Consider the following 24,044-nt stretch of genomic DNA (forward strand, 5'->3'; position numbering starts at 1 on the left):
GCGAGCGGGCCGGACGAGGCGCTGGCCGAGGAGCTGGCCGGGTTCGCCGCCAAGGCCGCGCAACACGGGCTGTGGCGGGGGGGGGCCGGCCCCCCCGCGCGGGGCGGGCCGGGGGGCCCTGGCCGGGGCCGGGGGCGGGCTCAGCGGGGCGGGGGCCGTGCGGTTGTGGGAGCACACCCAGGGGAACCCGCTGCACGCCCGCGCCCTCCTCGCCGCGCTGCCCGCCGAGGTCCTGGACGACCCCGGCATGCGCCTGCCCGCGCCGGCCACGTACGCGCGGCCCTTCGCCCGCCGGCTGAGCGGCTGCGCTCCCGAGACGCGGCGGCTCGTCGCGGCCTGCGCCGCGCGAGCTGCCCGGCCGGCTGGTCGGCTTCCCCGACCCGCTGGCCAGGGCCGCCGCCTACGACGGCATCGGCGCGGGCACGCGGGCGCGGCTGCACCTGGCCGCGGCGCGGCTGAGCGAGGACGGCGGCGCGGCGCTGCGGCACCGTGCCGCCGCGGCGAGCGGGCCGGACGAGGCGCTGGCCGAGGAGCTGGCCGGGTTCGCCGCCAAGGCCGCGCAACACGGGCTGTGGCGGGAGGCCGCCGCCCACCTGGAGCAGGCCGCCGGGCTCACCGAGTCGGCGGCGCGCCGCGACGAGCTGCGCACGGCCGTCCTGGAGCACGTCCTCATCGGGGGCGACGTGCTTCGGGCGGCCGAGCTCGCCACCGCGCGCAACGCCGACCCGCGCCCGGTCCGCCGGTACGTGCTGGGACGGCTCGCGCTGGCCGCCGGCCGCTTCGACGAGGCGTCCGAGCTGCTGACCGAGGCGTGGCGGCACCACGAGCCCGGGTTCGCCGCCGACGTGGCGGAGCAGCTGGCCTGGCTGTGCCTGGTCACGGGGGACTGCGAGGAGGCGGCGAGCTGGGCGCGGCTGGCGATCGGGCAGCCCATCCGGGGGCCGGTCGCCAGGCCGTACGACGTGCTGGCGCTGGGCGGGGAGCCCGACCCCGGCGCGCCGCCCGGCGGCCTCGCCGAGGCCGTGACGCTCCTGGCGCGCGACGAGGCGGGCCGGGCGTGCGCCGTGCTCAGGCGGGCGGTGAGCGCCGCGGAGACGGCGGGGCTGCCGCACCACCGGCTGCTGGCCACCGCGCTGCTGGCCGTCGCCGGGCACGGCCTGGCCCGCTGGGACGAGGCCGCCGCCACCGCGGAGCGGGCCCTGGCCGAGGCGACGGCGCTCGGGCAGCGGTGGCTGCTGCCGTTCCTGGCGGCCGCGTGCGTGGCGCCGCTGGCCGCCAGGGGGGACCACGAGCGGGCCCTCGCCCACGCCACGGCGGCGGGCACGCTGGCTCGCGGCATGCGGCACGCGATGGGGGAGCGGCAGGCGGACCTGGCGCTGGCGCTGCTCGGCGCGGGCGACCTGCCGGACGGTGCGGGCGAGGCGTGGGAGGGCTTCGTGCCCGACCCGCGGCCCGTCCGCATCGAGGCGCTGGTCGCCGACGGGCGGCTGGAGGAGGCCGAGCGCACCCTGGCCGGCCATGCCAGGGGCGGGGCGGCGGCCGGCGGGGCGTGGCGCACGGCGGAGCGGATCAGGCTGGGCGGGCTGCTGCTGGCGGCCAGGAACGTGCAGGCCGGGGCCGAGGAGCGGTTCCGGCACGCGCTGGCGCTGGTCGAGGGCGGTGTGTGCCCGCTGGAGGAGGCGCGGGTGCTGCTGGACCTGGGCCGGCTGCTGCGGCGTACGGGGCGGCGCAGGGCGGCGGCCGAACGGCTCGGCGCGGCCCGCGTGATCTTCGAGCGGCTGGGGGCGCGCCCGCTGGTGGAGCGGTGCGCCCGCGAGCTGGAGGCGTGCGGGCTGGAGCCGCCCGCGACCGTGCGGCTCGGCCTCACCCCGCAGGAGCTCAGCACGGCCACGCTGGTGGCCGGCGGCCTGACGAACCGGCAGATCGCCAGGGAGCTGCTCATCAGCGTCAAGACCGTCGAGTACCACATCGGGAAGATCTACACCAAGCTCGGCATCAGCTCCCGGGTGGCGCTGGCCGCCAAGCTCGCCGGGCGTCCCGTCTGAGGCACGGAGGAGGCACGGAGGAGGCACGGAGGAGGCACGGAGGAGGCGCGGAGGTGTCGTCGATGGCCAGCGGAGACAGGCCGATCGGTCACGCTGCCGATACCTTGATCGGGAGTACTTGATCATGAAACAATTCCCCCATAGGTCTATCTCCGGGTTTGGGGGGTCGTCGCCGATGGTCCGCGAGCCGATCGAGCGGCCCTAGGATGCCCGGCGGCGAGCTGGACGAGGCGTTCGAGCTCGGCAGGACGTGCGCGCTGGCCGCCGAGTGCGGCAGGGACCTGCGGTTGTGCGCGCAGATGTACACCGGCCTGTTCCCCGCCACGGCCTTCGGCGCCGACCTGTTCGGCGCGCTGACCCTCACCACCGCCTTCAGCGCCCCCTGGGCGCGCGCCGACCGGCTCAAGGTGGGCAACCGGGCCGCCCTGTGGGTGCTGGCCGTGGAGAGGCTGGTCGAGCGGGCCGTCACCAGCCGCGAGCAGGTGGACCGGCTGGCGCGGGAGTGCGTGTCCGTCGCCGAGGGAGCCGTGCCGCGCACGGCGGCGACCCGCTTCCTGGCCGACCTGCGCGACGAGCTGGACACCGTGCGGGAGTTCGAGGACCTGCGGGAGATCTGGCTCGACCAGCTCGCCGCCACGCTGGAGGGCATGGCCACGGCCTGGGTGTGGCGCGACACGCACGCCTCGCCCACGCTCTCGCGCTACGTCGGCAACGCCGACAGCCGCGGCTCGTGCTTCGTGGACCTGTCGCACTGGATCTACAGTGCCGACGACTGGACCAAGGCCCACCTGGGGGAGCTGCGCGCCGTCAGCCGGCAGGTGCAGCGCTACCTGCACCTGCTCGGCGACGTGGCCTCCTACCGCCGGGACATGAGCTGGGGCGACCTGAACGTGCTGGGCCTGGGCGTGGAGCGCGCCGAGGTGACCGCGACGATGGAGGCGCTGGCGCGCGAGGCCGTGTCCCTCATCGATCCCGTACGCGAGCACAGTCCGCGCACGGCCGTTTACCTGCACAGACAACTCGGTTTCAGCGCCGGTTTCGCCGGCATTTCGGACTGCGGGCCGGTCGCGTAACGGGTTCGTCTGAATCCATGACAGACAATCTTGACTCTTGCCCTGTTAGGCCCGCGAAAAACGTGGCTTCAAGCGACAAACCGTGACATTTTGTTTCTTGTAAAAGTTTGCGGCTTGAGTGGAAAATGTGGCGTTGCTAGGGTGTCTCGATGCCAGGCATGTGGATCAACCTCCTCGGGTCGACCTTGACAGGTGCCACTGACCACGGCACCTCAGGGGCGGGGTCGCGCATGCGCGGGATAGGTACGGGCGGTGCTGGATGGAATTCGGTCGTATAGACCGCTGGCGGCTGCCGACAGCGATCAAGATCCTTATCGCCGGAGGATTCGGCGCGGGCAAGACCACCATGGTCGGCGCCGTGTCGGAGACCCGGCCCCTGCGCACGGAAGAGGCGCTCACCCAGGCGGGCACCTACGTCGACGACCTGTCCGGCGTCGAGCGCAAGCTCACCACCACCGTCGCGATGGACTTCGGCCGCATCACGATCCGCAACGACTACATGCTCTACCTGTTCGGCACCCCGGGCCAGGAGCGGTTCTGGTTCGTCTGGGACGAGCTGGCCATGGGCGCGCTGGGCGCGGTGGTGCTGGCCGACACGCGCCGCCTGGACGACTGCTTCCCCTCGGTCGACTACTTCGAGAAGCGGGAGCAGCCGTTCATCGTGGCGCTCAACTGCTTCGACGGCGTCTCGCCCTTCACCGTCGGCGAGGTGCGCTCGGCGATCGGCCTGGAGCCGGACATCCCGATCGTGCGCTGCGACGCCCGCCGCAAGGACTCCGGCAGGGAGGTGCTCATCACCCTGGTCGAGCACGCGATGCGCAGGGGCGCCTCCCCGGTCGGGACCATGTCGTGACCACGACCGGCTACCTTTGACCGATGGAGGAGATCGACCGCCGTATCGTCACGCTGCTGGCCCGCGACGGCCGCATGAGCTTCACGGACCTGGCCAGGGAGACCGGGCTCTCCGTCTCCGCCGTGCACCAGCGCGTGCGCCGGCTGGAGAAACGGGGGGTCGTGCGCGGCTACGCCGCGATCATCGACCATGACGCGGTGGGCCTGCCGCTGACCGCGTTCGTGTCGATCAAGCCGATCGACCCGGCCGCGCCCGACGACGCGCCCGAGCGGCTGGCCCACCTGGCGGCCATCGAGGCGTGCCACAGCGTGGCCGGCGACGAGAGCTACATCCTCAAGGTGCGGGTGGCCTCGCCGGTGGCGCTGGAAGACCTGCTGCAGCAGATCAGGGCCTCGGCGAACGTCTCGACCCGCACCACGGTCGTGCTGAGCACCCCCTACGAGCACCGTCCGCCCGCCGTCGCCCCCGACCTGGACGCCGCCACCGACACCGCCGCCGGCTCCGACGGCCCCGCCGCCTGACGATCCGCCCCGCCCCCGACACCGCCACCGGCTCCGAGGGCCCGCCGCCTGACGATCCGCCCCGCCACCCGGTCCCGCCACCGGTCCTGCCAAGCCGGTCATGACGGCACGGTGGAACCGAAGACCTCCTCGCGGACGGTCGTGAGCGCGAGGTCGAGGCCGCCGGCCAGGACGGGGTTGCCCCCGACGCTCGACAGCCGCACCGGCGGCCGGGGGATGGTCAGCTCGTGCAACTCCCGCTCGACCAGCGCGCGCAAAGTCTCGCCGCCCGCCAGCGCGACGCCGCCGGTCAGCACGATCAGCGCGGGGTCCACGACAGAGGTGATCGCGGCCAGTCCCACGGCCAGCCGGGCGGCGACCTCGCGCAGCCCCGCGCGGGCGTCGTCGGCCTTCCGCCCGTCGCCCGCCGCCGCCCGCACGGCGTTGGCGACGGCCCGCCGGAAGTCGGCCCCGCGCACGCCGTACGAGCGCAGCACGCCCAGCACCGCCTGCCCGCCGGTCAGCGCCTGATAGCCGTGGCCGCCCGCGTAGCGGCCCGAGTCGAGATCGGAATCCCGTCCCGAGCCGCGGTCGGAATCCCGGCCGGAGCCGTGATCCGTGTCACGGCCGGAGCCGCGGGCTGTGTCGCCCGCAGCGTCCCGGCCGGGCCCGCGAGCCGTGTCGCGGCCGATGTCGTGACCGATGTCGCGGCCCACGTCCCAGCCCATGTCCCAGCCCATGTCGCGGGCCGTCGGCGCGCCGGGCGTGGGCATGTACCCCACCTCGCCCGCCCCGCCCGTGGCCCCCCGGTGCATGCGCCCGCCCAGCACGATGGCCGAGCCGATGCCCTGGTCGGCCCAGAGCAGCACGAAGTCCTCGCAGCCGCGCGCCGCGCCGTGCGCCCGCTCGGCCACGGCGACCAGGTTGACGTTGTTCTCCACGTCCACGGGCACGCCCAGGCCGTCGCTGAGCGCGGGCACCAGGTCGGGGATCTGCCAGCCGGGCACGTCGTCGGCGGCGGCGTACCCGAGCCTGCCGGTGGCGGGGTCGATCGCCGCCTGCACGCCGATGACGACCCGGCGCAGGCCGGCCGGCGGCTCCGCGCCGCGCAGCGCGGCGGCCAGCCGGTCCACCAGGCCGCCGCGCGGCCGTCGCGGGGTGGCCAGCGCGTGCTCGCCCACGACCGTGCCGGTGAGGTCGGCCACCTTGACCTCGATCCTGGCGGGTGTGACGTCGATCGCGGCGACGTACGCGGCGGCCGGGTTGATCCGGTAGACCTCCGCCGTGCGCCCCGGCAGCCCCTCCCTGACGCCGTCCAGCACGACCAGGCCCGCCTGCTGGAGCCGGACGAGGAGCTGGGAGGCCGTAGGCTTGGACAGCCCGGTGAGCGCGCCGATCTGGGGGCGGGTCAGCGGGCCCCGCTCCAGCAGGACCCGCAGGGCGGCGCGATCGTTGATGGCGCGTAGCAGACTGGGCGTCCCCGGTACCGGACCGCGCACGGTGTCTTCTCCGTCCTAGTTAGGAAACTTTCCTAACTAAAGATGACGATAGGAGAGGCCGCGGCGAGGGTCAAGGGGCGCGGCGAAGACGTGATCCGACGCGAAGGGGGAAAGTGATGGGAGTGCCTCGACAGGCATGCTAATGTCGTCGTTTGTCGTAACAACAAGCAGAATGGCCCGGAGTGTCCCATTAACCACATTAATGGTCAGGCGGCAACTCGTCAAACCGAGCTCGCCAAGGAGCAGGCGTACGTCACCCGCCTCTACGACCGCCTCGACACGCTGCGCGAGCGCACCCAGCGGCAGCTCAAGGAGGTGCTGGCCACGGGCGCCGTCGGCACGATGCAGAACAGGTCCGAGCGCGACACGTTCGCCGAGATGTACGCCACCCGCCTCGCGCGGCTCTGGGCGGTCGAGCGCGGCCTGGTTTTCGGACGGCTGGATCACGTCGAGGAGGGCCGGCTGTACATCGGCAAGCTCGGCCTGACCGACGACGAGCAGCTCCGCCTGCTCATCGACTGGCGGGCGCCGGTGGCCCAGCCGTTCTACCGCGCCACCCCCACCGCCCCCATGGGCGTCACCCGGCGCCGTCACCTGCAGACCAAGGGCCGCACGGTGGTGGGCGTCGACGACGACCTGCTCGACCTCGACTCGCTCACCGACGACGACCGCGCCACGCTCAACGGCGAGGCCGCGCTGCTGGCCGCGCTCGACGAGAAGCGCACCGGCCGCATGCGCGACATCGTCGCCACCATCCAGTCCGAGCAGGACCGCGTCATCCGCAGCGACCTCAACGGCGTGCTGGTCGTCCAGGGCGGCCCCGGCACCGGCAAGACCGTCGTCGCGCTGCACCGGGCCGCCTACCTGCTCTACACCCACCGCGAGCGCCTCGAACGCCGCGGCGTGCTCATCCTCGGCCCCAACCTCACCTTCCTGCGCTACATCGAGCAGGTCCTGCCCTCGCTCGGCGAGACCGACGTGCTGCTGTCCACGGTCGGCGAGCTCTACCCCGGCGTGACGGCCACCGCCAGGGACAGGCCCGAGGTGGCCGCGATCAAGGGCGACGCGCGCATGGCCGAGGTGATCGCCAAGGCCGTGCGCGACCGGCAGCGCGTGCCGCGCAAGCCCATCGACCTGACCGTCGGGCGCCTGACGCTCACCATCGACCGCAACATGCTGGAGTCGGCCAGGAACAAGGCCACCCGCTCGCGCCGCCCGCACAACCAGGCCCGCGCGGTGTTCGTGCGGTCGCTGCTGACCGCACTGGCCAGGCAGCAGGCCCGCAAGATCGGCAAGGGGCTGATCGACGATGAGGAGCTGGCCGACCTGCGCGAGGATCTGCGCACCGAGCCGGTCGTCAAGGCCGCGCTCAACCGGCTGTGGCCCTACCTGACGCCCCAGCGCCTCCTGCTCGGCCTGTACGGCTCCGCCGAACGCCTCGGCTACGCCGCCTCCGCCCTGACCCCGCAGGAGCGCGCCCTGCTCAGGCGGGAGGGCGGGGAGTGGACCGAGTCCGACGTGCCGCTCCTCGACGAGGCCGCCGAGCTGCTCGGCGACATCGACGAGCAGGTGCTGCGCGCCAGCGCGCTGCAGGCCGAGGAGGAGCTGGCCGCGGCCCGCCAGTCCGAGGAGAGCCGGCGCGAGGCCGAGCTGGCCTACGCCCGCGAGGTGCTGGAGCTGACCGGCCTGTCCGACGTCATGGAGGCCGAGCGGCTGGCCGAACGCCAGCGCGGCGAGGGCCCCTACCTCACCACCGCCGAGCGCGCCGCCGCCGACCGCACCTGGGCCTACGGGCACGTGATCGTGGACGAGGCCCAGGAGCTGTCGCCGATGGCCTGGCGGGCCGTCATGCGGCGCTGCCCGACCCGGTCGATGACGATCGTCGGCGACATCGCCCAGACCGGCTCGGCGGCGGGCGCGCGCTCCTGGGAGGAGGTGCTCGACCCGTACGTGGCCGGGCGCTGGCGCCAGGAGCGGCTGACCGTCAACTACCGCACGCCGGTCGAGCTGATGGCGGTGGCCGCCCGCGTCCTGGCCACCATCGACCCCGCGCTGCAGGCCCCCACCTCGGTCCGCGAGCTGGGCGCGCGGCCGTGGGCCGCGCCGCTGTCGGCGCTGCCCGGGCTGGCCAGGGCCGAGGCCGGCGAGGGCGGCAAGGTCGCCGTGGTCGTGCCCGACGCGCTGCTGCCCGGCCTCGGGGCGGAGGTGGCCGCCGCCGTCCCCGGCGCCGCGGTCGTCTCGCCCGGGGCCGGCCGGGCCAAGGGGGCCGAAGCCCTCGACGCGCCCGTGGCCGTCATGGGCGTGGCCGACGCCAAGGGCCTGGAGTTCGACTCGGTCATCGTCGCCGAGCCCGACCTCATCGCCGCCCAGTCGCCACGAGGGCCGAGCGACCTGTATGTTGCTCTCACGCGTGCGACACAGCGGCTCGGGGTCGTCCACGAGCGGCCTCTTTCGCAGGCGCTGCAGGGCCTGCCGAGGCGCTCTCCGGCGCCCGCGGGCGGGCTCTGACCTGCTTCGCGGCCACCCGCCCCACCGGGCCTGCCTGCGGAGACTTGAGGTCGCCGCCGATCGGGACACGGTTGACATCTGAGGTGGAGTCGGTAGTTTGCTGCGCAGTCCAGCACGGGACTTGGCCGGTTGGCCGTCTCTGACATCGCCGGATCCTGCGTCCGTGACGGAGCGTGACTTCGTCCACACAGCCAGGTGCAGGGCCGTCGGTCCGTCGAGTCGGGGCACCCCAACCGGGCGGGGGGTTGGACCCGGGACGGGTCCGGGAGCCCAGTAGACAACGGAATTCCGCGCTCGCCGCCGACGAGACGGGTCCGGTCCGAAGGGTTTCCGGGCCCTCTTCCCGCTCCCGTGCTTTCAGGACCGCCATCGCGCCGGGTGGTCCCGTTCCGTCTACGGGATCACCCTGCCGCCTCTTCCCAAGTTTCGATCTTCGGGCGGTGTGCCGACCTGAGCGCGGCCGGGGGGCGGTAGCGTTTTCGCAAGCAATGCGTTGCGAAGTGGCGAGGAGACCCCGGAGTGGTTCACGACAAAACGGGCCTGGCGTCCGCGCCCGGGCCCGATGCGGGCCGGTCGGGCGGGGCAGGCGTGCCCGGTGAGCCGCCGTCCGACGGCGGCGGCCCACCGCAGAGCGGCGCCGCCGCACCCGAGGCGTCCCCCGCTGTCTCCGCCGGGGTCGCGGCGCCGCCGCAGCCGCAGGGACCGGTGGCCGAGGACGTCGAGCCGCCGGAGGCCGGGCCCGAGAGGGCCGCGCGGCCGGCGGCCGGGGCCGCCGTGCCGCCGCAGCCGCAGGGGCCGGAGCGGCCGGAGGTGAGGTCCGAGGGGTCCGAGCCGCCGCAGGTCGCGGGCGTGACCGGTGCGGCGGGGCGCGGCGGGCGATGGGCGCTCGTGGCGCGGGCCGTCGCGGGCGTGCTCGGCGGGCTGGCGCTCTACACCGCGTTCCCGCCGCTCGACTGGTGGTGGTGCGCGCCGCTGGGCATCGGGCTCATCGCCGGGTCGCTGCACGGCACCCGCCCCAGGCGGGCCGCCTGGCTCGGGTTCCTGTCCGCCGTGGTGTTCCTGGTGCCCACCCTCGCCTGGGTCCGCACCATCGGCGACGACGTCTGGGCCATGCTGGTCGTCACCGAGAGCCTCTTCTACGCCGCCATGGCCGCCCTGGCCGCGCTCGTGTTCCGGCTGCCGCTCTGGCCCCTGTGGTTCGGCGGGCTGTGGGTGCTCATGGAGTGGGCCCGCAGCCTGGTGCCCATCGGCGGGTTCCCCTGGGCGCGCGCCGCCTTCAGCCAGGGCGAGTCGCTCTTCACGCCGTACGCCGCGCTGGGCGGCGCGCCGCTGGTGTCGTTCGCCGTCGTGCTGTCCGGCGCGTCGCTGGCCCAGGCGGTGCTGACCGTGCTGACCAGGCGGGCCGGCGGGCGGGCCGGGCGGGCCGGGGTGGCGGCCGGGCGGGCCGCCGTCGTGGCCAGGGCCGTGCCGGCGGCGGTGGCGCTGGCCGTGCCGCTGCTGGGGTCGGCCGTGCCCGGGCAGGGCGACGAGGGCCGCACGGTCAACGTCGGCATCGTGCAGGGCAACGTGCCCGGCCGGGGCATGTACGCCCTCGGCGACGAGCCCGCCGTCGTCCTGCGCAACCACGCCAACGAGACCAAACGGCTGGCCCAGGCCGTACGCGACGGCAAGCTCCCCAAGCCCGACATCGTCGTCCTGCCGGAGAACTCCACCGACATCGACCCCTACCGCGACGAGTACGCCCGCCGGATCATCCACGACTCCGTGCAGGACGTCGGGGTGCCCACCCTGGTCGGGGCCGTGGTCGCGATCGGCGCCGAGGAGCGCGCCACCCGCAGCCTCGTGTGGGACCCGGTCACCGGGGCCGGCGACTACTACGACAAGCAGCGGCTGGTGCCGTTCGGGGAGTACACCCCGTTCAAGGAGATCGTGCTGGCGCTGTGGGAGCGGGCCGGCCTGGTCGGCAGGCAGTCCGTGCCGGGCGACAAGCCCGGCGACCTCAAGATGGGCCCGGTCACCGTCGGCGCGGTCAACTGCTACGAGGTCGCCTACGACGACACCGTGCGCGAGACCGTGCGCGCCGGCGGCACGCCGCTGGTCGTGCAGACCAACAACGCCTCCTACGCCCTGTCCAACCTCCCGTCCCAGCAGCTGGCCATGTCGAAGCTGCGCGCCGTCGAGCACAACAGGGCCGTCGTCACCGCCGCTACGACCGGGATCTCCGCATATGTCACACCTGACGGTAAGGTCTCCTGGCAGACCCGCGAGCTTGTCGCTGACATGAACGTGGTCAAGGTGCCCGTACGCACGAAGGAGACGATCGCCACCAAGGTGGGCGCGATTCCCGAATGGGCATTGATGGTGATGGGAGCGGCGGCCGCCGGAGTCGCCGCATGGCGTGGCAGGCGGCGCGGCGATCGGATGAGGAACGACGGATGATGGAGACTCTCGGCCGGGTGCTCGTCGTCGTACCGACCTACAACGAGCGTGACAACCTGGCGGCGATCGTCGAGCGGGTGCGCGCGGCCGTGCCGGACGCGCACGTGCTGGTGGCCGACGACAACAGCCCCGACGGCACCGGCGAGGTCGCCGACGGGCTCGCCGCCGGCGACGACCACGTGCACGTGCTGCACCGGCCGGGCAAGCAGGGGCTCGGCGCCGCCTACATCGCCGGGTTCCGCTGGGGGCTCGACGCGGGCTACGACGTCCTGGTCGAGATGGACGCCGACGGCTCCCACCAGCCCGAGGAGCTGCCCAAGCTGCTGGAGGCGCTGGCCGACGGCGCCGACCTGGCGATCGGCTCGCGCTACGTGCCCGGCGGCAAGGTCGTCAACTGGCCGCAGCGGCGCGAGCTGCTGTCCAAGGGCGCCAACGTCTACACGCGGGTGATGCTGGGCCTGCCCGTACGCGACGCCACCGCCGGCTTCCGCGCCTACCGGGCCGCCACGCTGGAGAAGGTGGGCCTGTCCGGGGTGGAGTCGCAGGGCTACTGCTTCCAGGTCGACCTGACCCTGCGCACCGCCCGGCACGGGCTTCGGGTGGTGGAGGTGCCCATCACGTTCGTGGAGCGGACGGTGGGCAAGAGCAAGATGAGCGGCAAGGTGATGTCCGAGGCGCTGTGGCGGATCGGGCTGTGGGGCGTCACAGGGCTGCCCAAGCGCCTCAGGGGCCCGGACCGCCACTGACCGCGTACCGCCAGGGGCCCGCGCCCGCCGATGCGGGGGCGGTGCGGGCGGGCGGCAGGGCCGTTCGGGCGGGGTCAGGGGTGTCCCTGATTTGCCGCCGGGGCGGAACGCGGGGCGGGTTCCGGGCGTTATGTCTGCTGTAACGCGCGTGTGCGAATCGAGGAAACGATGCGGCTGCTGCTGTTCCTGGCCTTCCTGCTCATCCCCGTCCTGGAGATCTGGCTGCTCATCCAGGTCGGGTCGGTGATCGGCGGGCCCGCCACCGTCGCCCTGCTCATCGCCGACAGCCTGCTGGGCGCCTGGCTGGTGCGCCGCGAGGGGCGCCGGGCCTGGCGGGCGTTGCAGGGGGCGTTGCAGTCGGGCCGCATGCCCGAGCGGGAGCTGGCCGACGGCGGCATCATCCTGGTGGGCGGCACCCTGTTGCTGACGCCGGGGTTCTTCTCCGACATCTTCGGGTTCCTGTGCCTGCTGCCGTTCACCCGGCCGATGATGCGCCGGCTGGGCGCGTGGATCTTCGAGCGGCGGATCAAGAAGATGGCCGCCGCCTCGCCGTACGCGAACCTCTTCCCGCCGGCGGCCGGCGGCTTCCCCGGCACGGACGCGGCGTACGGCGGCGGCCGGGCGGAGGCGCCGCAGGGCGGCAAGGTGGTGCACGGCGAGGTCATCAGGGAGGACCGCGACCCCTCCTGACCGGGCCCGCCCGCCACCGCGACCGGTGGTGGCGCGCCTGCCACGCCGGCTCCTGGCGGCCCGCCTGTCGCGAGCCCGCAGCGGCCGGCCGGCGTGGTGCAGCAGCAGCAGGCGGTGTGGTCACAGCAAGAAGAACCCCCCGGGCGCTCGGCCCGGGGGGTTCCACCGTGAGAGGAGGTCAGGCGCTCTTACGACGCTGTGCCCGCAGTACCGCGAGCCGCTCGTTGAGCACCTCCTCAAGATCCTCTATGGACCGCCGCTCCAGAAGCATGTCCCAGTGTGTCCGTGGGGGCTTGGTCTTCTTCGACTCCGGCTGCTCGCCGTCCACGCGCACCGCCGTAGCACCGCACATGCGGCACTCCCAGGTCGCGGGGATTTCAGCCTCGGCGGCAAGCGGAACCTCGAAGCGATGGCCCTTGGGACAGGTGTAGGACACCTCCTGGCGTGGGGCCAGATCCGTGTTACGGTCGTTCTCGTAGCTGGTTGCCCCGAGCCGGGTGCCACGAAGCGCGCGCTCGCCCATGTTTAAATGCCTCCTACAGGGCCCCCTTGCGTGGGGGGTCTGTCTCCCACGGTGTCTAACGCTTGGTACCGTGATGGGATTCCCAGTCGCGGGGTGATCCAATCGCGCTGGAGGCCTCGGTTCTTCATATGATCGTCGATCAGGCGTCCGTACTGCGGTTACGCCGGAGCCGGAGAGCAACCCGGCCACGCGAAGATCGGCCGGCGCTGCTCAGGGGAGCCTGATGAGGCGGCGTTCGACGGCCGCGGTGACGGCGGCGGTGCGCGTGTCCACGCCGAGTTTGCCGTAGATGTGCACCAGATGGGTCTTCACCGTCGCCTCCGTGATGAAGAGCCGCTTGGCGATCTCCCGGTTGCCCGCGCCGCTCGCCAGCAGCTCCAGGATCTCCACCTCGCGCGCGCTCAGCGCCGGGCCGGGGTCGCGCAGCCGCCGCACCATCCTGGTCGCCACACTGGCCGACAGCACGGTCTGGCCCGCCGCCGCGGTGCGGATGCCCTGGAACAGCTCCTCCGGCGGGCACACCTTGAGCAGGTAGCCGATGGCCCCGGCGTCGATGGCGCGCATGACGTCGGCGTCGCTCTCGTACGTCGTCAGCACCAGGACCTGGGGCGGCGCCGGCAGCCCCCGGACGCGCCGGGTGGCCTCCACGCCGTCCATGCCGTCGCCGAGCTGCAGATCCATGAGCACGACGTCCGGCTCGCACGCCGCGATCGCGCGCAGCGCCTCCTCCCCGCCGGCGGCCTCGCCGACGATCTCCATGTCGTCCTCGCCGCCGAGCAGCGCCACCAGGCCCGCCCGGACCACCGGATGGTCGTCCACCAGGAACAGCCTCATCGCGTGCCCACCTCGTTCCGCTCCCGCGGGGCGGGAGACCGCTCGTGGCGCGGTCCCGTGGGGACCCTGGCCGCGACGGCCGTGCCCTCGCCGAGCGCGCTCTCCACCACCAGGACGCCGCCCACCGCGGCCAGCCGGTCGCGCATCGCCCGCAGCCCGTACCCGCGTCCGGGGGCGGGGGAGGGGCGGTCGAACCCCGCGCCGTCGTCGAAGACGTCCAGCGTGACCTCGTCGTCCAGATAGGACAGCGTCACGGTGGCGGTCGCGGGGCCGGCGTGGTCGCGTACGTTGGCCAGCGCCCCCTGGGCGACCCGGAGCAGCGCCGCCTGCACGTCCGCCGCCAGCGGGTACGCCTCGCCCACCGCCCTGAAGCGCACCCGGGGCCCGCCGTCGCCGCCCGCGCCCGTGTTCGCGCCCGTGTTCGCGCCCGTGTGCGTGTCCGTGTGCGTGTTCGCGCCCGTGTGCGTGTTCGCGTCCGCGCAGAGGCGGGACAGTGCCTCGGGGAGGGAGGCGTCCACCAGGCCGGGAGGCTGGAGGCCGCGGACGAACCGGCGGGCCTCGTCGAGGTTCTCCGCGGCCGCCGCGGCGGCCCGCCGCACGTGGGAGCGGGCGAGCGCGGGGTCGGAGTCCCATCCCCGGCCGGCGGCCTGGAGGAGGATGCCCATGCTGGTCAGCCCCTGCGCCAGCGTGTCGTGGATCTCCCTGGCCAGCCGCTCCCGCTCCTCCAGGACCCCGGTACGGTGCCGCGACTCCGCCAGCGTCTCCCTGGCGTTGATCAGGTCGTCGATGAGCAGTTGCCGGGCGGCGCTCTCGCGCTGGAGCTCGCCGAAGACCACGGCCGTCATGGAGGCGATGCCGATCGGCGCGAGGATCAGGCTGAGGTCGATCTCCTGGGCGATCTTGAGCTGGGCCGCGATCACGACCAGGGTGAGCGCGGCGGCGGCCACGGCGACGCCGCGCGCGTCCAGCAGCCGCAGGCACAGGAAGAGCAGGGGGACCGCGCACCAGCTGAACGACGGCGCGAGCACCACCAGCCCGAGCCAGATCGCCACCACACAGCCGAGCCAGACGACCCGCCCGCGCCCGGGCCGGATGGGCCGCCCGCGCCCGAGTCGTCCGTCTCCGGGCCGGGCAAGCCGCCCCTCCCTGGGCCGCCCGCGCCCGAGTCGTCCGTCTCCGGGCCGGGCAAGCCGCCCCTCCCTGGGCCGCCCGTCTCCGGGTCGCCCGTCTCCGGGTCGCCCGTGTCCTGTCCGGGGGAGTCGCCCGTGCCCGGGCCGTCCGTCCCCGAGGCGGTCCCAGAAGACGATGCCGGCCGCGTACACCGTGGCGAGCAGGCCGCAGACGGCCAGGGACGTCACCGTCTGCGGCCCCATGCCGTGCCGGGACACCAGTCTCAGGGCCGAGGCGGCGAGCAGGACGTAGAACCCCACGTGCATGGCCCAGTTGAGCCAGATGCGCTCCCTCATCGTCCTCCCTGTCCGTTTCTGTCCCGACTTTATGCGCTGGTGGGAGAGCGACGGGCTCGGGCGGCCGCGCGTCAACCGATCGGTTGATCGCAGGCTCAACCTCTTGACGGCGGGGGATCGTTCGTGTGCGCGATGGCGGGGCGCGGCGTGGCTGAGAGGCTTCGAAAGCCCGATTCGCCCCTGACGACCTGGAGAGACAATGAACGGCCCCGCCCGTACCCGTGCCCCCCGTACCTCTCGTGCCCGTACCTCTCGCGCCCGTGCCCGCCTGATCGCGGCCGGCTCCGGCCTCGCCATCGTGGCCACCACCCTCGGCGCGGCCTTCGGCGCCACCGCCGCCCAGGCCGCGCCCGCCCGGCTGTCCGCCCCGGCTGCTGTGTCCGCCGCGTCGGCCGGGTCCGTGCCGGCTCCCGCGTCCGTCAGGGGTGCGGCGGTTCAGGACGGGGAGGCGGTCGTGCAGACCGGGGTGCTCTCCGCCGACGCCGCCCTGCGGATCGCCGACGCCGCGATGCGCGAGGCCGGCAAGCGGAAGCAGCGCGTCACCGTCGTGATCGTCGACCGGTCCGGGGCGACCAGGCTGGTGGTGAAGGGCGACGGCGCGGGCCCGCAGACCGAGGAGTCGGCCAGGCGCAAGGCGTTCACCGCCGTCTCCTTCGGCAGAACGACCGGCGAGCTGGGCAAGGGCCTGACGGGTGACGGTCCGACCATCGCCGACATCCCGGGTACCCTCTTCCTCGGCGGCGGGGTTCCCGTCGCCTCCGGTGGCGCCCCGATCGCGGGCATCGGCGTCGGCGGGGCGCCCAGCGGCGACATCGACGAGGCCATCGCCCAGGCCGGCCTCAAGGCGGTCGCCGGCCGGCTCCGATGACCGAGCGGCCGAGGCGCCGGGCCGTCCTGGGCGCCGTGTTCGGCTCGGTGGCCGGCGCCGTGCTGCGTGCGGCGGGCGGATCCGTGCTGCGCCCGGTGGCCGGATCGGTCGCCGGGACGGTGGCCGGCTCGGTGCTCGCCGCCTGTGGCGGCCCGAGGGTGAGAGGAGAGGCTGTGCTCAACGAAGAGCTGCTGGCGAGCGCCGCGCGAGGTGACGCCGCCGCCGTCAGGGACGCGCTCGGCGCGGGGGCGGACGTCGAGGCCCGTGACGGGCAACGGCGTACCGCTCTGCTGCTCGCCGCGGCGGCCGACCATGTCGAGGTCGCCAGGGTGCTGGTCGCGGCCGGGGCGGACGTCAACGCCCAGGACACCCGGCGGGACACCCCCTGGCTGGTGACCGGGGTCACGGGGAGCGTCGAGATGCTCAGGGCCCTCCTGCCCGCCGGGCCCGACCTGACCCTGCGCAACCGGTACGGAGGCGTCTCCCTCATCCCGGCCTGCGAGCGCGGCCACGTGGACTACGTCCGCGAGGTGCTGAAGACCGGCATCGACGTCGACCACGTCAACGACCTCGGCTGGACCGGGCTGCTGGAGGCCGTCATCCTCGGGGACGGCGGCCGGCCGTACCAGGAGATCGTCCGGCTGCTCATCGACGCGGGGGCCGACGTCGACCTCGCCGACCGCGACGGCGTCACCCCGCTCGCCCACGCCATCGCCAAGGGTCAGGCCGAGGTCGCCGGCCTCCTGCGCGCCGCCGGCGCCCACTGACCCACCTCCGGCTCCCCGGATCGGTCCCGTGGGGAGGTGCGCCCGGCTTCCCGGTACGGGGCTCAGAGGAGGCGGGGCTCGCCGGAGCCGGGGACGAGGAGGCCGGTCTCGTAGGCCAGGACGACGAGCTGGGAGCGGTCGCGGGCGCCCAGCTTGGTCAGCAGGCGGCCCACGTCGCTGCACGCGCCGCGCACGGCGCCAGCGAACGCTCGGCCACCTCGGGGGCGTCGCGCAGCGACTCCCTGGCCACGTCCGGGTGCAGCGAGATCACCGAGACGGTGTGCGCCATCAGGTCGTGCAGATCCCTGGCGATGCGCAGGCGCTCCTGCTCCACCCGCCGCGCCGCCTCCCGCTCGCGCTCCAGCCGCGCGGCGTGGGCCTGTCTGGCCAGCTCGGCCCGCCAACCGCGACGGACCCGGCCCACGCTAGGAGCCGGGCTCCCGGCCGGTCGTCCGCCTCGACGCCCGATCGGGGCACGCGTCTCGACGTACGCGACGGCCGCCGGCGTCCTCGTCTCGACCGGCTCCGTGCCGCCGGTGGCTCCCGTGCGGAAGCGGTCTTGACGGGTCGGAGGGGATCGTCGACACTCGCGAAATGTCACCGAGCACATAGCGCCGGAGGGCTCGGTACGGAATGTTAGCGCTATCATCCGGCGGCCCCGAGCAGGACAGGACAGTGGGATGCCGAACATGATGCCCAGGCGCGAGGCGCTGCGGTTGGCGGCGATGGCGGTCGCGACCCCGTCCGCACTTCTCTCCTTACCGCCCGGGGCCGCCCGGGCGGCGGAGCCCGGCGGCACCGGGCACGAAGGAGCGCCGCCGCCGGCGCGGCACCAGCCGCCGGAGCCCGAGAGCTGGATCGTCAAGCCGTTCGCCAACAGCCAGGTCACCCTGGGCGAGAGCCTGTTCAGCGCCAAGCGCGACCGGATCCTGGCGTTCCTCAGGGCCTTCCCCGCCGATCGCGTCCTGGCCAACTTCCGCGCCAACGCCGGGCTGGACACGCTGGGGGCCCAGCCGCCCGGCGGATGGGACGACGCCACGGGCAACCTGCGCGGCCACTTCAGCGGGCACTTCCTCAGCGCGCTGGCCCTGGCGTACGCGGAATCCGGCGACCCCTTCTTCAAGGACAAGGCCGACTACCTGGTCAAGGCGCTCGGCGAATGCCAGGACGCGCTGGCCGCCAGGGTCGGGGAGCCCGCGCCACCGCCGGTCCCGGTCGCCAGGGTGGCGGGAAGGTCCGGCAGGGCGGTGAGACTCGACGGCCCCCAGTACGTCGCCCTGCCCGCCGGCATCGTGAGCGGCCTGGACGACTTCACCGTCGCCGTCTGGCTGAACCCCGCCGCGATCACCACCTGGTCCCGGATCTTCGACTTCGGCACCGGCACGAGCCGCACCATGTTCCTGACCGTGAGCGCCGGCTCCGGGCCCAGGTTCGCCATCACCACCAGCGGCGGCGGCGGCGAGCAGCGCATCGACGGCGACGGCCGGCTGCCCGCCGGGCAGTGGACGCACGTCGCGGTCACCCTGGCCGGAGGCACCGGCACCCTCTACGTGAACGGCGCGCCGGTGGGCGCCAACACCGCCATGACCCTCAAACCGTCCAGCCTCGGCCCGACCGACGCCAACTGGATCGGGAAGTCGCAGTACGGCGACGCGTACCTGAGGGCCTCGGTGGACGAGTTCCGGATCTACGGCCGCGCGCTGAGCGGGGCCGAGGTCGCGGCCCTCGCGAGCGGCACGGACGGCGACCCCGGCGCGGCCGACGTGGCGTGGTACCGCTTCGACGAGGAGAGCGGCGACCGCGCGGCCGACTCCTCCGGCCGGGGGCGGGACGCGCGGCTGGTCTCCGAACCCACCGGCCACCCCGGCCCGAGCCACCCCGGCTTCCTGGCCGCCTACCCCGAGACGCAGTTCATCCTGCTGGAGCAGTACGCCACGTACCCGGCGATCTGGGCCCCCTACTACACCTGCCACATGATCATGCGCGGCCTGCTCGACGCCCACGAGCACACCGGCAACCGGCAGGCCCTCGACATCGTCCTGAAGATGGGCGACTGGGTCCACAGCCGGCTCGGCCACCTGCCCAGGCAGCAGCTCGACCGCATGTGGAGCAGCTACATCGCGGGCGAGTACAACGCCATGAACGCCGTCATGACCGACCTCTACGCCCTCAGCGGCAAGGAGGAGTACCTGGTGACGGCCAAGTGCTTCGACAACACCGAGCTGCTCGCGGCCACCGCCCGCGGCGAGGACACGCTCGACAGGAAACACGCCAACCAGCACATCCCGCAGTTCCTCGGCTACCTGTCCCTCTACGAGCGCGGCCAGGACCGCCGCTACTACGACGCCGCCGTGAACTTCTGGGACATGGTCGTGCCGCACCGCGTCTTCACCGACGGCGGCATCGCCGGGCCGGCCGACAACGGCGAGCTCTTCGGCGCCCGCGGCGTCATCGTCGGCACCCTGGGCGTCAACAACGCCGAGACGTGCCCTGTCTACAACCTGCTGAAGCTGAGCAGGGCGCTGTTCTTCCACACCGCCGACCCCAAGTACATGCAGTACTACGAGCGGGCCCTGCACGGGCAGATCCTCGCCTCGCGCCGCGACGCCGACAGCGCCACCGACCCGCTGCTGACCTACTTCATCCCGATGCGCCCCGGCTCCGCCCGCAGCTACGGCAACCTGGGCACCTGCTGCGGCGGCACCGGGCTGGAGAGCCACGCCAAGTTCCAGGACTCGATCTACTTCAGGTCCGCCGACGACCGCACGCTCTACGTCAACCTCTACCTGGCCTCGGAGCTGCGCTGGCCGGAGCGGGGCTTCACGATCAGGCAGGCGACCGGCGCGCCCGCCGACCCCCGCGGCCTGACCACGCTCACCGTCGAGGGCGCCGGCCGGCTGGCGGTGCGGCTGCGCGTGCCGTACTGGGCGGAGAAGGGCTTCAAGGTGCTGGTCAACGGGACCGACCAGCGCGTGCGCGCCACCCCCGGCGAGTACGTGACGATCGACCGGCACTGGCGGCGCGGCGACCGGATCAGCATCTCGATGCCCTACTCCCTGCGGGTGGAGAAGGCGCTGGACGTCCCCACCACCCAGAGCATCGCCTACGGCCCGGTGCCGATGGTCGCCAAGAGCGACGAGACCACCTACCGGGAGTTCTCCTTCTCCCGCGACCTCCCCCTGTCCGGCGACCTCGCGAAGGCCATGACCGCCACCGGGCCGATGGCCTTCACCACGCACGGGCTGCCGCTGGTGCCGTTCTACCTCGGCGACACCGACCGGTACCACGCCTACTTCCACCGGGCCGAACCGGTGATCGCCTTCGGGACGGCGGACTCCGGCGTGCCGAACCGCGCGCGGGCGGACGGGGTGACGTTCCTGGACGCGCTCTGGGCCCGGGCGCCCTTCCGCGGGCGGGGCGCGTTCGTGGCGGCGGTGGCCCGCACGGCGGACGAGTGGGTGCGCGCGGGGCTGATGACGGCCGCCGAGCGCCGGGCGGTGCTGTCCGCGGCGCTCAAGGCCAGGCTCCCCGCGTAACGGCCGGCGCCCACCCGAACGGGGCCCGCCCGGGGCGGTTCAGGGCGCGGGGCCGCTCAGGGGGTGGCGAAGTGCGGGCCGGCGGCCAGCCAGTCCACGACCTTGGTCACGAAGCTGATCCGGTTCGCGACGCGCCGGATCTCGTGGCCCTCGTCGTGGAAGACGAGACGGTCGCAGGGGACGCCGCGGGCCCGGGCGGCGTCCACCATCTGCTCGGCCTCGTACAGCGGGACGTTGGTGTCGCGGGCCCCGTGCACCACCAGGAGGGGCACGGCCAGCCGGTCGAACGCGCGCAGCGGCGACAGCGCGCGCAGCAGCTCCCTGTCGGCCTCCGGATGGCCGTACTCGCCGACCGCCGCCGCCGCGATCCACGGCTCCGTACGCGCGAAGAACGTCTCGAAGTCGGCGATGCCGCTCACCACCACCCCGGCCCGGAACAGGCGCGGGAACGTGACGAGCGCGGCCAGGGTGAGGTAGCCGCCGTACGACCAGCCCATGCAGGCGATCCGGCCCGGGTCGGCCGCCCGGAGGCGGACCAGCTCCGCCACGCAGTCGGCCACGTCGTCCACCGCGCGGAAGCGCAGCGCGTGGTCGTCGGCCTGGCGGAAGGCGCGGCCGTACCCGCCGGAGCCGCGCACGTTCGGGGCGAACACCCCGATCCCGGCCGCCAGCAGGTTCTGGAAGAGGGGGTTGAAGGTGGGGCGCTCCTGGTCCTCCGGCCCGCCGTGCAGGTAGACGACGAACGGCGCCGGCCCCTGCGTGTGCGGCGGGCGGTACAACCAGGCCGCCAGCTCCAGGCCGTCCCGGGCCGGGAAGCGCACCAGCTCGGCCCCGGCCGCCCCGTCGAGCCGGCCCATGCCCGCGGCGTGCCGGTAGCCGCCCCGGTCCAGGTCGCACAGCAGCACGTGGGAGGGCTCCTCCGGGCTCTCGGCGGCCAGCGCGGCCATGGTGCCGTCCCAGCCGATCCGGGCCGAGGTGACCACGTCGGCGGGCGGCGGCGGGAGCGGCCGCAGCTCCCCGGACCCGGTCTCGATCACCTCCAGCTCCGAGCGGCCGTGCACGTTCCACACCAGCAGCCCGCGGCGGCCGTCCACGCTGAGCGCGAACCGGTCCAGCTCCGCGTCCGGCCGCGCGGCCAGCACGACCGCCCCCGCGCCCTGCCGTACGGCCAGCAGCACAGCCCGGTCCCGGCCGGCGTCGGAGACCAGGTAGGCGATCCGGCCGTCGGGGGAGAGGGCGCCGTCGTCGGTGGAGCCGGGCAGGTCGGGCAGCAGCGGCCGTTCCCCGCTCGGCAGGTGCGCGCCCAGCGCCTCGGCGATCAGCTCGACCTCGTACATCCGGCGGTGGCCGCGCGGCCCGCGCCGCAGCAGCATCCACGCGTGGTCCCTGCTGACGGCGGCCGGCCGCAGCAGCCGGCCCGCCGCGATGACCTGCCGCCCGCCGGTGGCGGCGTCGATGAGCACGGCCCTGGTGACGCCGTCCGGCGACGTCTCGGCCGCCAGGAGCGTCTCGCCCCGGCCCGTCCAGCGGACCAGCGCGGCCGAGCCGCCCTCGGGCGCGGCCAGCAGCCGCAGGTCGCCGCCGTGCGGCTGGACCGTCCACACCTGCGTGTGCTCGCCGCCGCCGGGGGCGACGAGCGCGGCCAGCCGCGTCCCGGTCGGCGCCCAGCTCACGTCGACGGCGGGCTGCGGCCCGGTGTCCACCACCCATGCCCCGGAGTCCGCCGCCCACGCCCCGGTCTCCGCCGCCCACGCCCCGCCGGCGCCGCGCAGCGGCCGGACCCAGACCCGGGGCGAGCCGTCCTGGTCGCTGACGTAGGCCACCGCGCCGTTGTCCGGGGCCAGGGCGGGGGCCAGGCAGCTCCAGGCGGTCAGGCTCGCGGCGGCGGGCAGGTGCGACGGGCCGCCGATGATCGGGGCGGTCATACGCGGTGGGCCTGCAGCCACAGCTCCAGCAGCCCGAGTTGCCACAGCGTGTTCACCCCGGTCGTCGTCCTGTCCCGCTCGGGGTCGGCGAGCAGGCGGTCCACGTACTCCGGGCGGAACAGGCCGCGCTCCCGGGCGGCGCGGCCGGTCAGCGCGTCGCGTACGAGATCGAGCAGGGCCCCGTGCACGTGCCGGACGGCGGGCACCGGGAAATAGCCCTTGGGCCGGTCGATGACCCGGGCGGGCAGCAGGCGGCGGGCGGCGTCCTTGAGCACGCCCTTGCCGCCGTGGGCCAGCTTCAGCTCCGCCGGGCAGGTCGCGGCCAGCTCGACCAGCTCGTGGTCGAGGAAGGGCGTGCGCGCCTCCAGCCCGTGCGCCATCGTCATGTTGTCCACCCGCTTGACCGGGTCGTCGGCCAGCATGGCGGTGGTCTCCAGCCGCAGCACGGCGTCCAGCGCGGTGCCCGCCCCCGGCCGGGCCAGGTGGGCGCGGACGAAGTCGCCGCTGGCGTCGTGCCCGGGCAGCAGGCCGGGCGAGACGATCGCGGCCAGCCCCTCGTGGGGCCGGTCGAAGAACGCGCGGGCGTAGACGCCGGCGGCCCGCTCGCGCGCCACCCCGGCCAGCGGCGGGAACCAGCCGTAGCCGGCGAACACCTCGTCGGCCCCCTGGCCCGACTGCACCACCTTGACGTGCCTGGCCACCTCCTGCGACAGCAGGTAGAAGGCGACGCAGTCATGGCTGACCATCGGCTCGCTCATCGCCCGCACCGCGTCCTCCAGCCCCTCCAGCAGGCGGGCGTCCGGGATGCGGATGCGGTGGTGGTCGGTGCCGAAGTGCCGGGCCACCAGGTCGGAGTAGGCGAACTCGTCGCCCTGCTCGCCGCCGGCCGCCTCGAAGCCGATGCTGAACGTCGCCAGCCCCTCCTGCCCCTGCTCGGCCAGCAGCGCCACGATCAGGCTGGAGTCCAGCCCGCCCGACAGCAGCACGCCCACCGGCACGTCCGCCACCATCCGGCGGCGCACCGCCGTGCGCAGCGCGTCCAGGACGGCGTCGCGCCACTCGCCGGCGGCCAGGCCGGGGCGCTCGGTGTGCGGCGGGTCCCAGTAGCGGCGCTCGGTGCTCCGGCCGTCCGCCTCGATCACCCGTACGGTGGCCGGGGGCAGCTTGCGCACTCCCGACAGGATCGTGCGCTCGCCGGGGACCAGCGAGTGGAAGGTCATGTAGTGGTGCAGCGCCACCGGGTCGATGCCGGTGTCCACCTCGCCGCCGGCCAGCAGGGCGGGCAGCGTCGAGGCGAAGCGCAGCCGGCGGGAGTCCCCGGCCAGGTACATCGGCTTGATGCCGAGCCGGTCGCGGCCCAGGACGAGCCGGCCCGTGTCGCGTTCGGACACGGCGAAGGCGAACATGCCCTTGAACCGCTCCACGCAGCGCGGCCCCCACCGGTGGAACGCCTTCAGCAGCACCTCGGTGTCGGAGGCCGAGAAGAACCGGTAGCCCGCGCCGCGCAGCTCCTCCCGCAGCTCGCCGTAGTTGTAGAGGCAGCCGTTGAACACCACCGCCAGGCCCAGCTCGGTGTCCACCATCGGCTGCGCGGCCTTCTCCGACAGGTCGATGATCTTCAGGCGGCGGTGGCCGAGCGCGACCGGCCCCCGCGACCACAGGCCCGAGCCGTCCGGCCCGCGGTCGTGCATCGTCTCCGTCATCCGGCCCACGGCCCCGAGGTCGGCCTCCCGGCCGTCGAAACGCAGCTCACCGCTCAATCCGCACATCGT

General features: G+C 74.3%; 18 protein-coding genes. 11 read left to right on the top strand and 7 right to left on the bottom strand.

Annotation, left to right across the window (positions count from 1 at the left end; all coding sequences use genetic code 11):
* Positions 1-683 precede the first annotated feature (683 nt).
* The 4 genes from IO39_RS20400 to IO39_RS20415 all read left to right on the top strand — a co-directional run bounded on the left by IO39_RS20400 (position 684) and on the right by IO39_RS20415 (position 4,492).
* Entirely contained in the window at positions 684-2,045 is a 1,362-nt protein-coding gene (locus IO39_RS20400; protein ID WP_043625473.1) for a helix-turn-helix domain-containing protein, read from the top strand.
* A 206-nt stretch (positions 2,046-2,251) separates the two neighbouring features.
* On the top strand, positions 2,252-3,118 hold the full coding sequence (locus IO39_RS20405; RefSeq protein WP_043625475.1) for a terpene synthase family protein: 867 nt from the start codon (positions 2,252-2,254) through the stop codon (positions 3,116-3,118).
* 259 nt (positions 3,119-3,377) lie between these two features.
* Positions 3,378-3,971, top strand: coding sequence for a GTP-binding protein (locus IO39_RS20410; protein ID WP_043625477.1), 594 nt, complete (start codon positions 3,378-3,380; stop codon positions 3,969-3,971).
* Positions 3,972-3,994: 23 nt separating this feature from the next.
* Positions 3,995-4,492, top strand: coding sequence for an Lrp/AsnC family transcriptional regulator (locus IO39_RS20415; protein WP_043625479.1), 498 nt, complete (start codon positions 3,995-3,997; stop codon positions 4,490-4,492).
* A gap of 98 nt (positions 4,493-4,590) precedes the next feature.
* On the opposite strand, the gene IO39_RS57835 is transcribed toward IO39_RS20415, so the two are convergent.
* Positions 4,591-5,970: an ROK family transcriptional regulator gene (locus tag IO39_RS57835; RefSeq protein ID WP_043625481.1), complete on the bottom strand. Its 1,380-nt coding sequence runs from the start codon at positions 5,968-5,970 to the stop codon at positions 4,591-4,593.
* Positions 5,971-6,168: 198 nt separating this feature from the next.
* Here IO39_RS57835 and IO39_RS20425 point away from each other — a divergent pair, with 198 nt between their 5' ends.
* The 4 genes from IO39_RS20425 (at position 6,169) to IO39_RS20440 (ending at position 12,353) form a co-directional block, all read left to right on the top strand.
* Positions 6,169-8,478: an ATP-binding domain-containing protein gene (locus tag IO39_RS20425; protein ID WP_043625483.1), complete on the top strand. Its 2,310-nt coding sequence runs from the start codon at positions 6,169-6,171 to the stop codon at positions 8,476-8,478.
* 519 nt (positions 8,479-8,997) lie between these two features.
* Positions 8,998-10,917 carry an apolipoprotein N-acyltransferase gene (gene lnt, locus IO39_RS20430; RefSeq protein WP_245642091.1) on the top strand — a complete coding sequence of 640 codons (1,920 nt, stop codon included), beginning with the start codon at positions 8,998-9,000 and terminating at the stop codon, positions 10,915-10,917.
* Positions 10,914-11,663, top strand: a complete 750-nt coding sequence (locus tag IO39_RS20435; RefSeq protein WP_043625485.1) for a polyprenol monophosphomannose synthase — start codon at positions 10,914-10,916, stop codon at positions 11,661-11,663. Before lnt ends, IO39_RS20435 begins: the two co-directional genes overlap by 4 nt.
* Positions 11,664-11,813: 150 nt before the next feature.
* Positions 11,814-12,353 carry an FxsA family protein gene (locus IO39_RS20440; protein WP_245642093.1) on the top strand — a complete coding sequence of 180 codons (540 nt, stop codon included), beginning with the start codon at positions 11,814-11,816 and terminating at the stop codon, positions 12,351-12,353.
* A 178-nt stretch (positions 12,354-12,531) separates the two neighbouring features.
* On the opposite strand, the gene IO39_RS20445 is transcribed toward IO39_RS20440, so the two are convergent.
* From IO39_RS20445 to IO39_RS20455, 3 genes are all read right to left on the bottom strand, one after another.
* Positions 12,532-12,876 carry an RNA polymerase-binding protein RbpA gene (locus IO39_RS20445; protein WP_043625492.1) on the bottom strand — a complete coding sequence of 115 codons (345 nt, stop codon included), beginning with the start codon at positions 12,874-12,876 and terminating at the stop codon, positions 12,532-12,534.
* A 210-nt stretch (positions 12,877-13,086) separates the two neighbouring features.
* On the bottom strand, positions 13,087-13,710 hold the full coding sequence (locus IO39_RS20450) for a response regulator (RefSeq protein WP_043625495.1): 624 nt from the start codon (positions 13,708-13,710) through the stop codon (positions 13,087-13,089).
* Positions 13,707-15,176, bottom strand: a complete 1,470-nt coding sequence (locus IO39_RS20455) for a sensor histidine kinase (protein ID WP_245642094.1) — start codon at positions 15,174-15,176, stop codon at positions 13,707-13,709. The genes IO39_RS20450 and IO39_RS20455 overlap by 4 nt, the downstream gene beginning before the upstream one ends.
* Before the next feature lie 298 nt (positions 15,177-15,474).
* Between IO39_RS20455 and IO39_RS20460 the strand changes: the two genes are divergently transcribed.
* On the top strand, positions 15,475-16,044 hold the full coding sequence (locus IO39_RS20460) for a GlcG/HbpS family heme-binding protein (RefSeq protein ID WP_245642096.1): 570 nt from the start codon (positions 15,475-15,477) through the stop codon (positions 16,042-16,044).
* Positions 16,041-16,811: an ankyrin repeat domain-containing protein gene (locus IO39_RS20465; RefSeq protein WP_084773164.1), complete on the top strand. Its 771-nt coding sequence runs from the start codon at positions 16,041-16,043 to the stop codon at positions 16,809-16,811. Before IO39_RS20460 ends, IO39_RS20465 begins: the two co-directional genes overlap by 4 nt.
* Positions 16,812-16,968: 157 nt before the next feature.
* Here IO39_RS20465 and IO39_RS59885 read toward each other — a convergent pair whose 3' ends face one another.
* Complete coding sequence (locus IO39_RS59885) at positions 16,969-17,235, bottom strand: histidine kinase (RefSeq protein WP_052423123.1); 267 nt, start codon at positions 17,233-17,235, stop codon at positions 16,969-16,971.
* 256 nt (positions 17,236-17,491) lie between these two features.
* Here IO39_RS59885 and IO39_RS20475 point away from each other — a divergent pair, with 256 nt between their 5' ends.
* Positions 17,492-20,347: a beta-L-arabinofuranosidase domain-containing protein gene (locus tag IO39_RS20475; protein ID WP_043625498.1), complete on the top strand. Its 2,856-nt coding sequence runs from the start codon at positions 17,492-17,494 to the stop codon at positions 20,345-20,347.
* Positions 20,348-20,403: 56 nt separating this feature from the next.
* Here the strand turns inward: IO39_RS20475 and IO39_RS20480 are convergent, their stop codons facing one another.
* Positions 20,404-22,272, bottom strand: a complete 1,869-nt coding sequence (locus IO39_RS20480; RefSeq protein ID WP_052423124.1) for a S9 family peptidase — start codon at positions 22,270-22,272, stop codon at positions 20,404-20,406.
* Positions 22,269-24,041 (bottom strand): N-acetylglutaminylglutamine amidotransferase, encoded by a 1,773-nt coding sequence (locus tag IO39_RS20485; protein WP_043625501.1) that lies wholly within the window; start codon positions 24,039-24,041, stop codon positions 22,269-22,271. Before IO39_RS20485 ends, IO39_RS20480 begins: the two co-directional genes overlap by 4 nt.
* Between the last annotated feature and the right edge of the window lie 3 nt (positions 24,042-24,044).

The organism is Nonomuraea candida (assembly GCF_000725485.1).
Lineage (GTDB): Bacteria > Actinomycetota > Actinomycetes > Streptosporangiales > Streptosporangiaceae > Nonomuraea > Nonomuraea candida.

Bases quoted from the DNA above. Each gene is read 5' to 3' on its own strand.
- IO39_RS20435 (WP_043625485.1), top strand. From the start codon at position 10,914: ATGATGGAGACTCTCGGCCGGGTGCTCGTCGTCGTACCGACCTACAAC.
- IO39_RS20465 (WP_084773164.1), top strand. From the start codon at position 16,041: ATGACCGAGCGGCCGAGGCGCCGGGCCGTCCTGGGCGCCGTGTTCGGC.
- IO39_RS20485 (WP_043625501.1), bottom strand. From the start codon at position 24,041: ATGTGCGGATTGAGCGGTGAGCTGCGTTTCGACGGCCGGGAGGCCGAC.
- IO39_RS20445 (WP_043625492.1), bottom strand. From the start codon at position 12,876: ATGGGCGAGCGCGCGCTTCGTGGCACCCGGCTCGGGGCAACCAGCTAC.
- IO39_RS20410 (WP_043625477.1), top strand. From the start codon at position 3,378: ATGGAATTCGGTCGTATAGACCGCTGGCGGCTGCCGACAGCGATCAAG.
- IO39_RS20455 (WP_245642094.1), bottom strand. From the start codon at position 15,176: ATGAGGGAGCGCATCTGGCTCAACTGGGCCATGCACGTGGGGTTCTAC.
- IO39_RS20415 (WP_043625479.1), top strand. From the start codon at position 3,995: ATGGAGGAGATCGACCGCCGTATCGTCACGCTGCTGGCCCGCGACGGC.
- IO39_RS20480 (WP_052423124.1), bottom strand. From the start codon at position 22,272: ATGACCGCCCCGATCATCGGCGGCCCGTCGCACCTGCCCGCCGCCGCG.
- IO39_RS20475 (WP_043625498.1), top strand. From the start codon at position 17,492: ATGCCGAACATGATGCCCAGGCGCGAGGCGCTGCGGTTGGCGGCGATG.
- IO39_RS20450 (WP_043625495.1), bottom strand. From the start codon at position 13,710: ATGAGGCTGTTCCTGGTGGACGACCATCCGGTGGTCCGGGCGGGCCTG.
- IO39_RS20405 (WP_043625475.1), top strand. From the start codon at position 2,252: ATGCCCGGCGGCGAGCTGGACGAGGCGTTCGAGCTCGGCAGGACGTGC.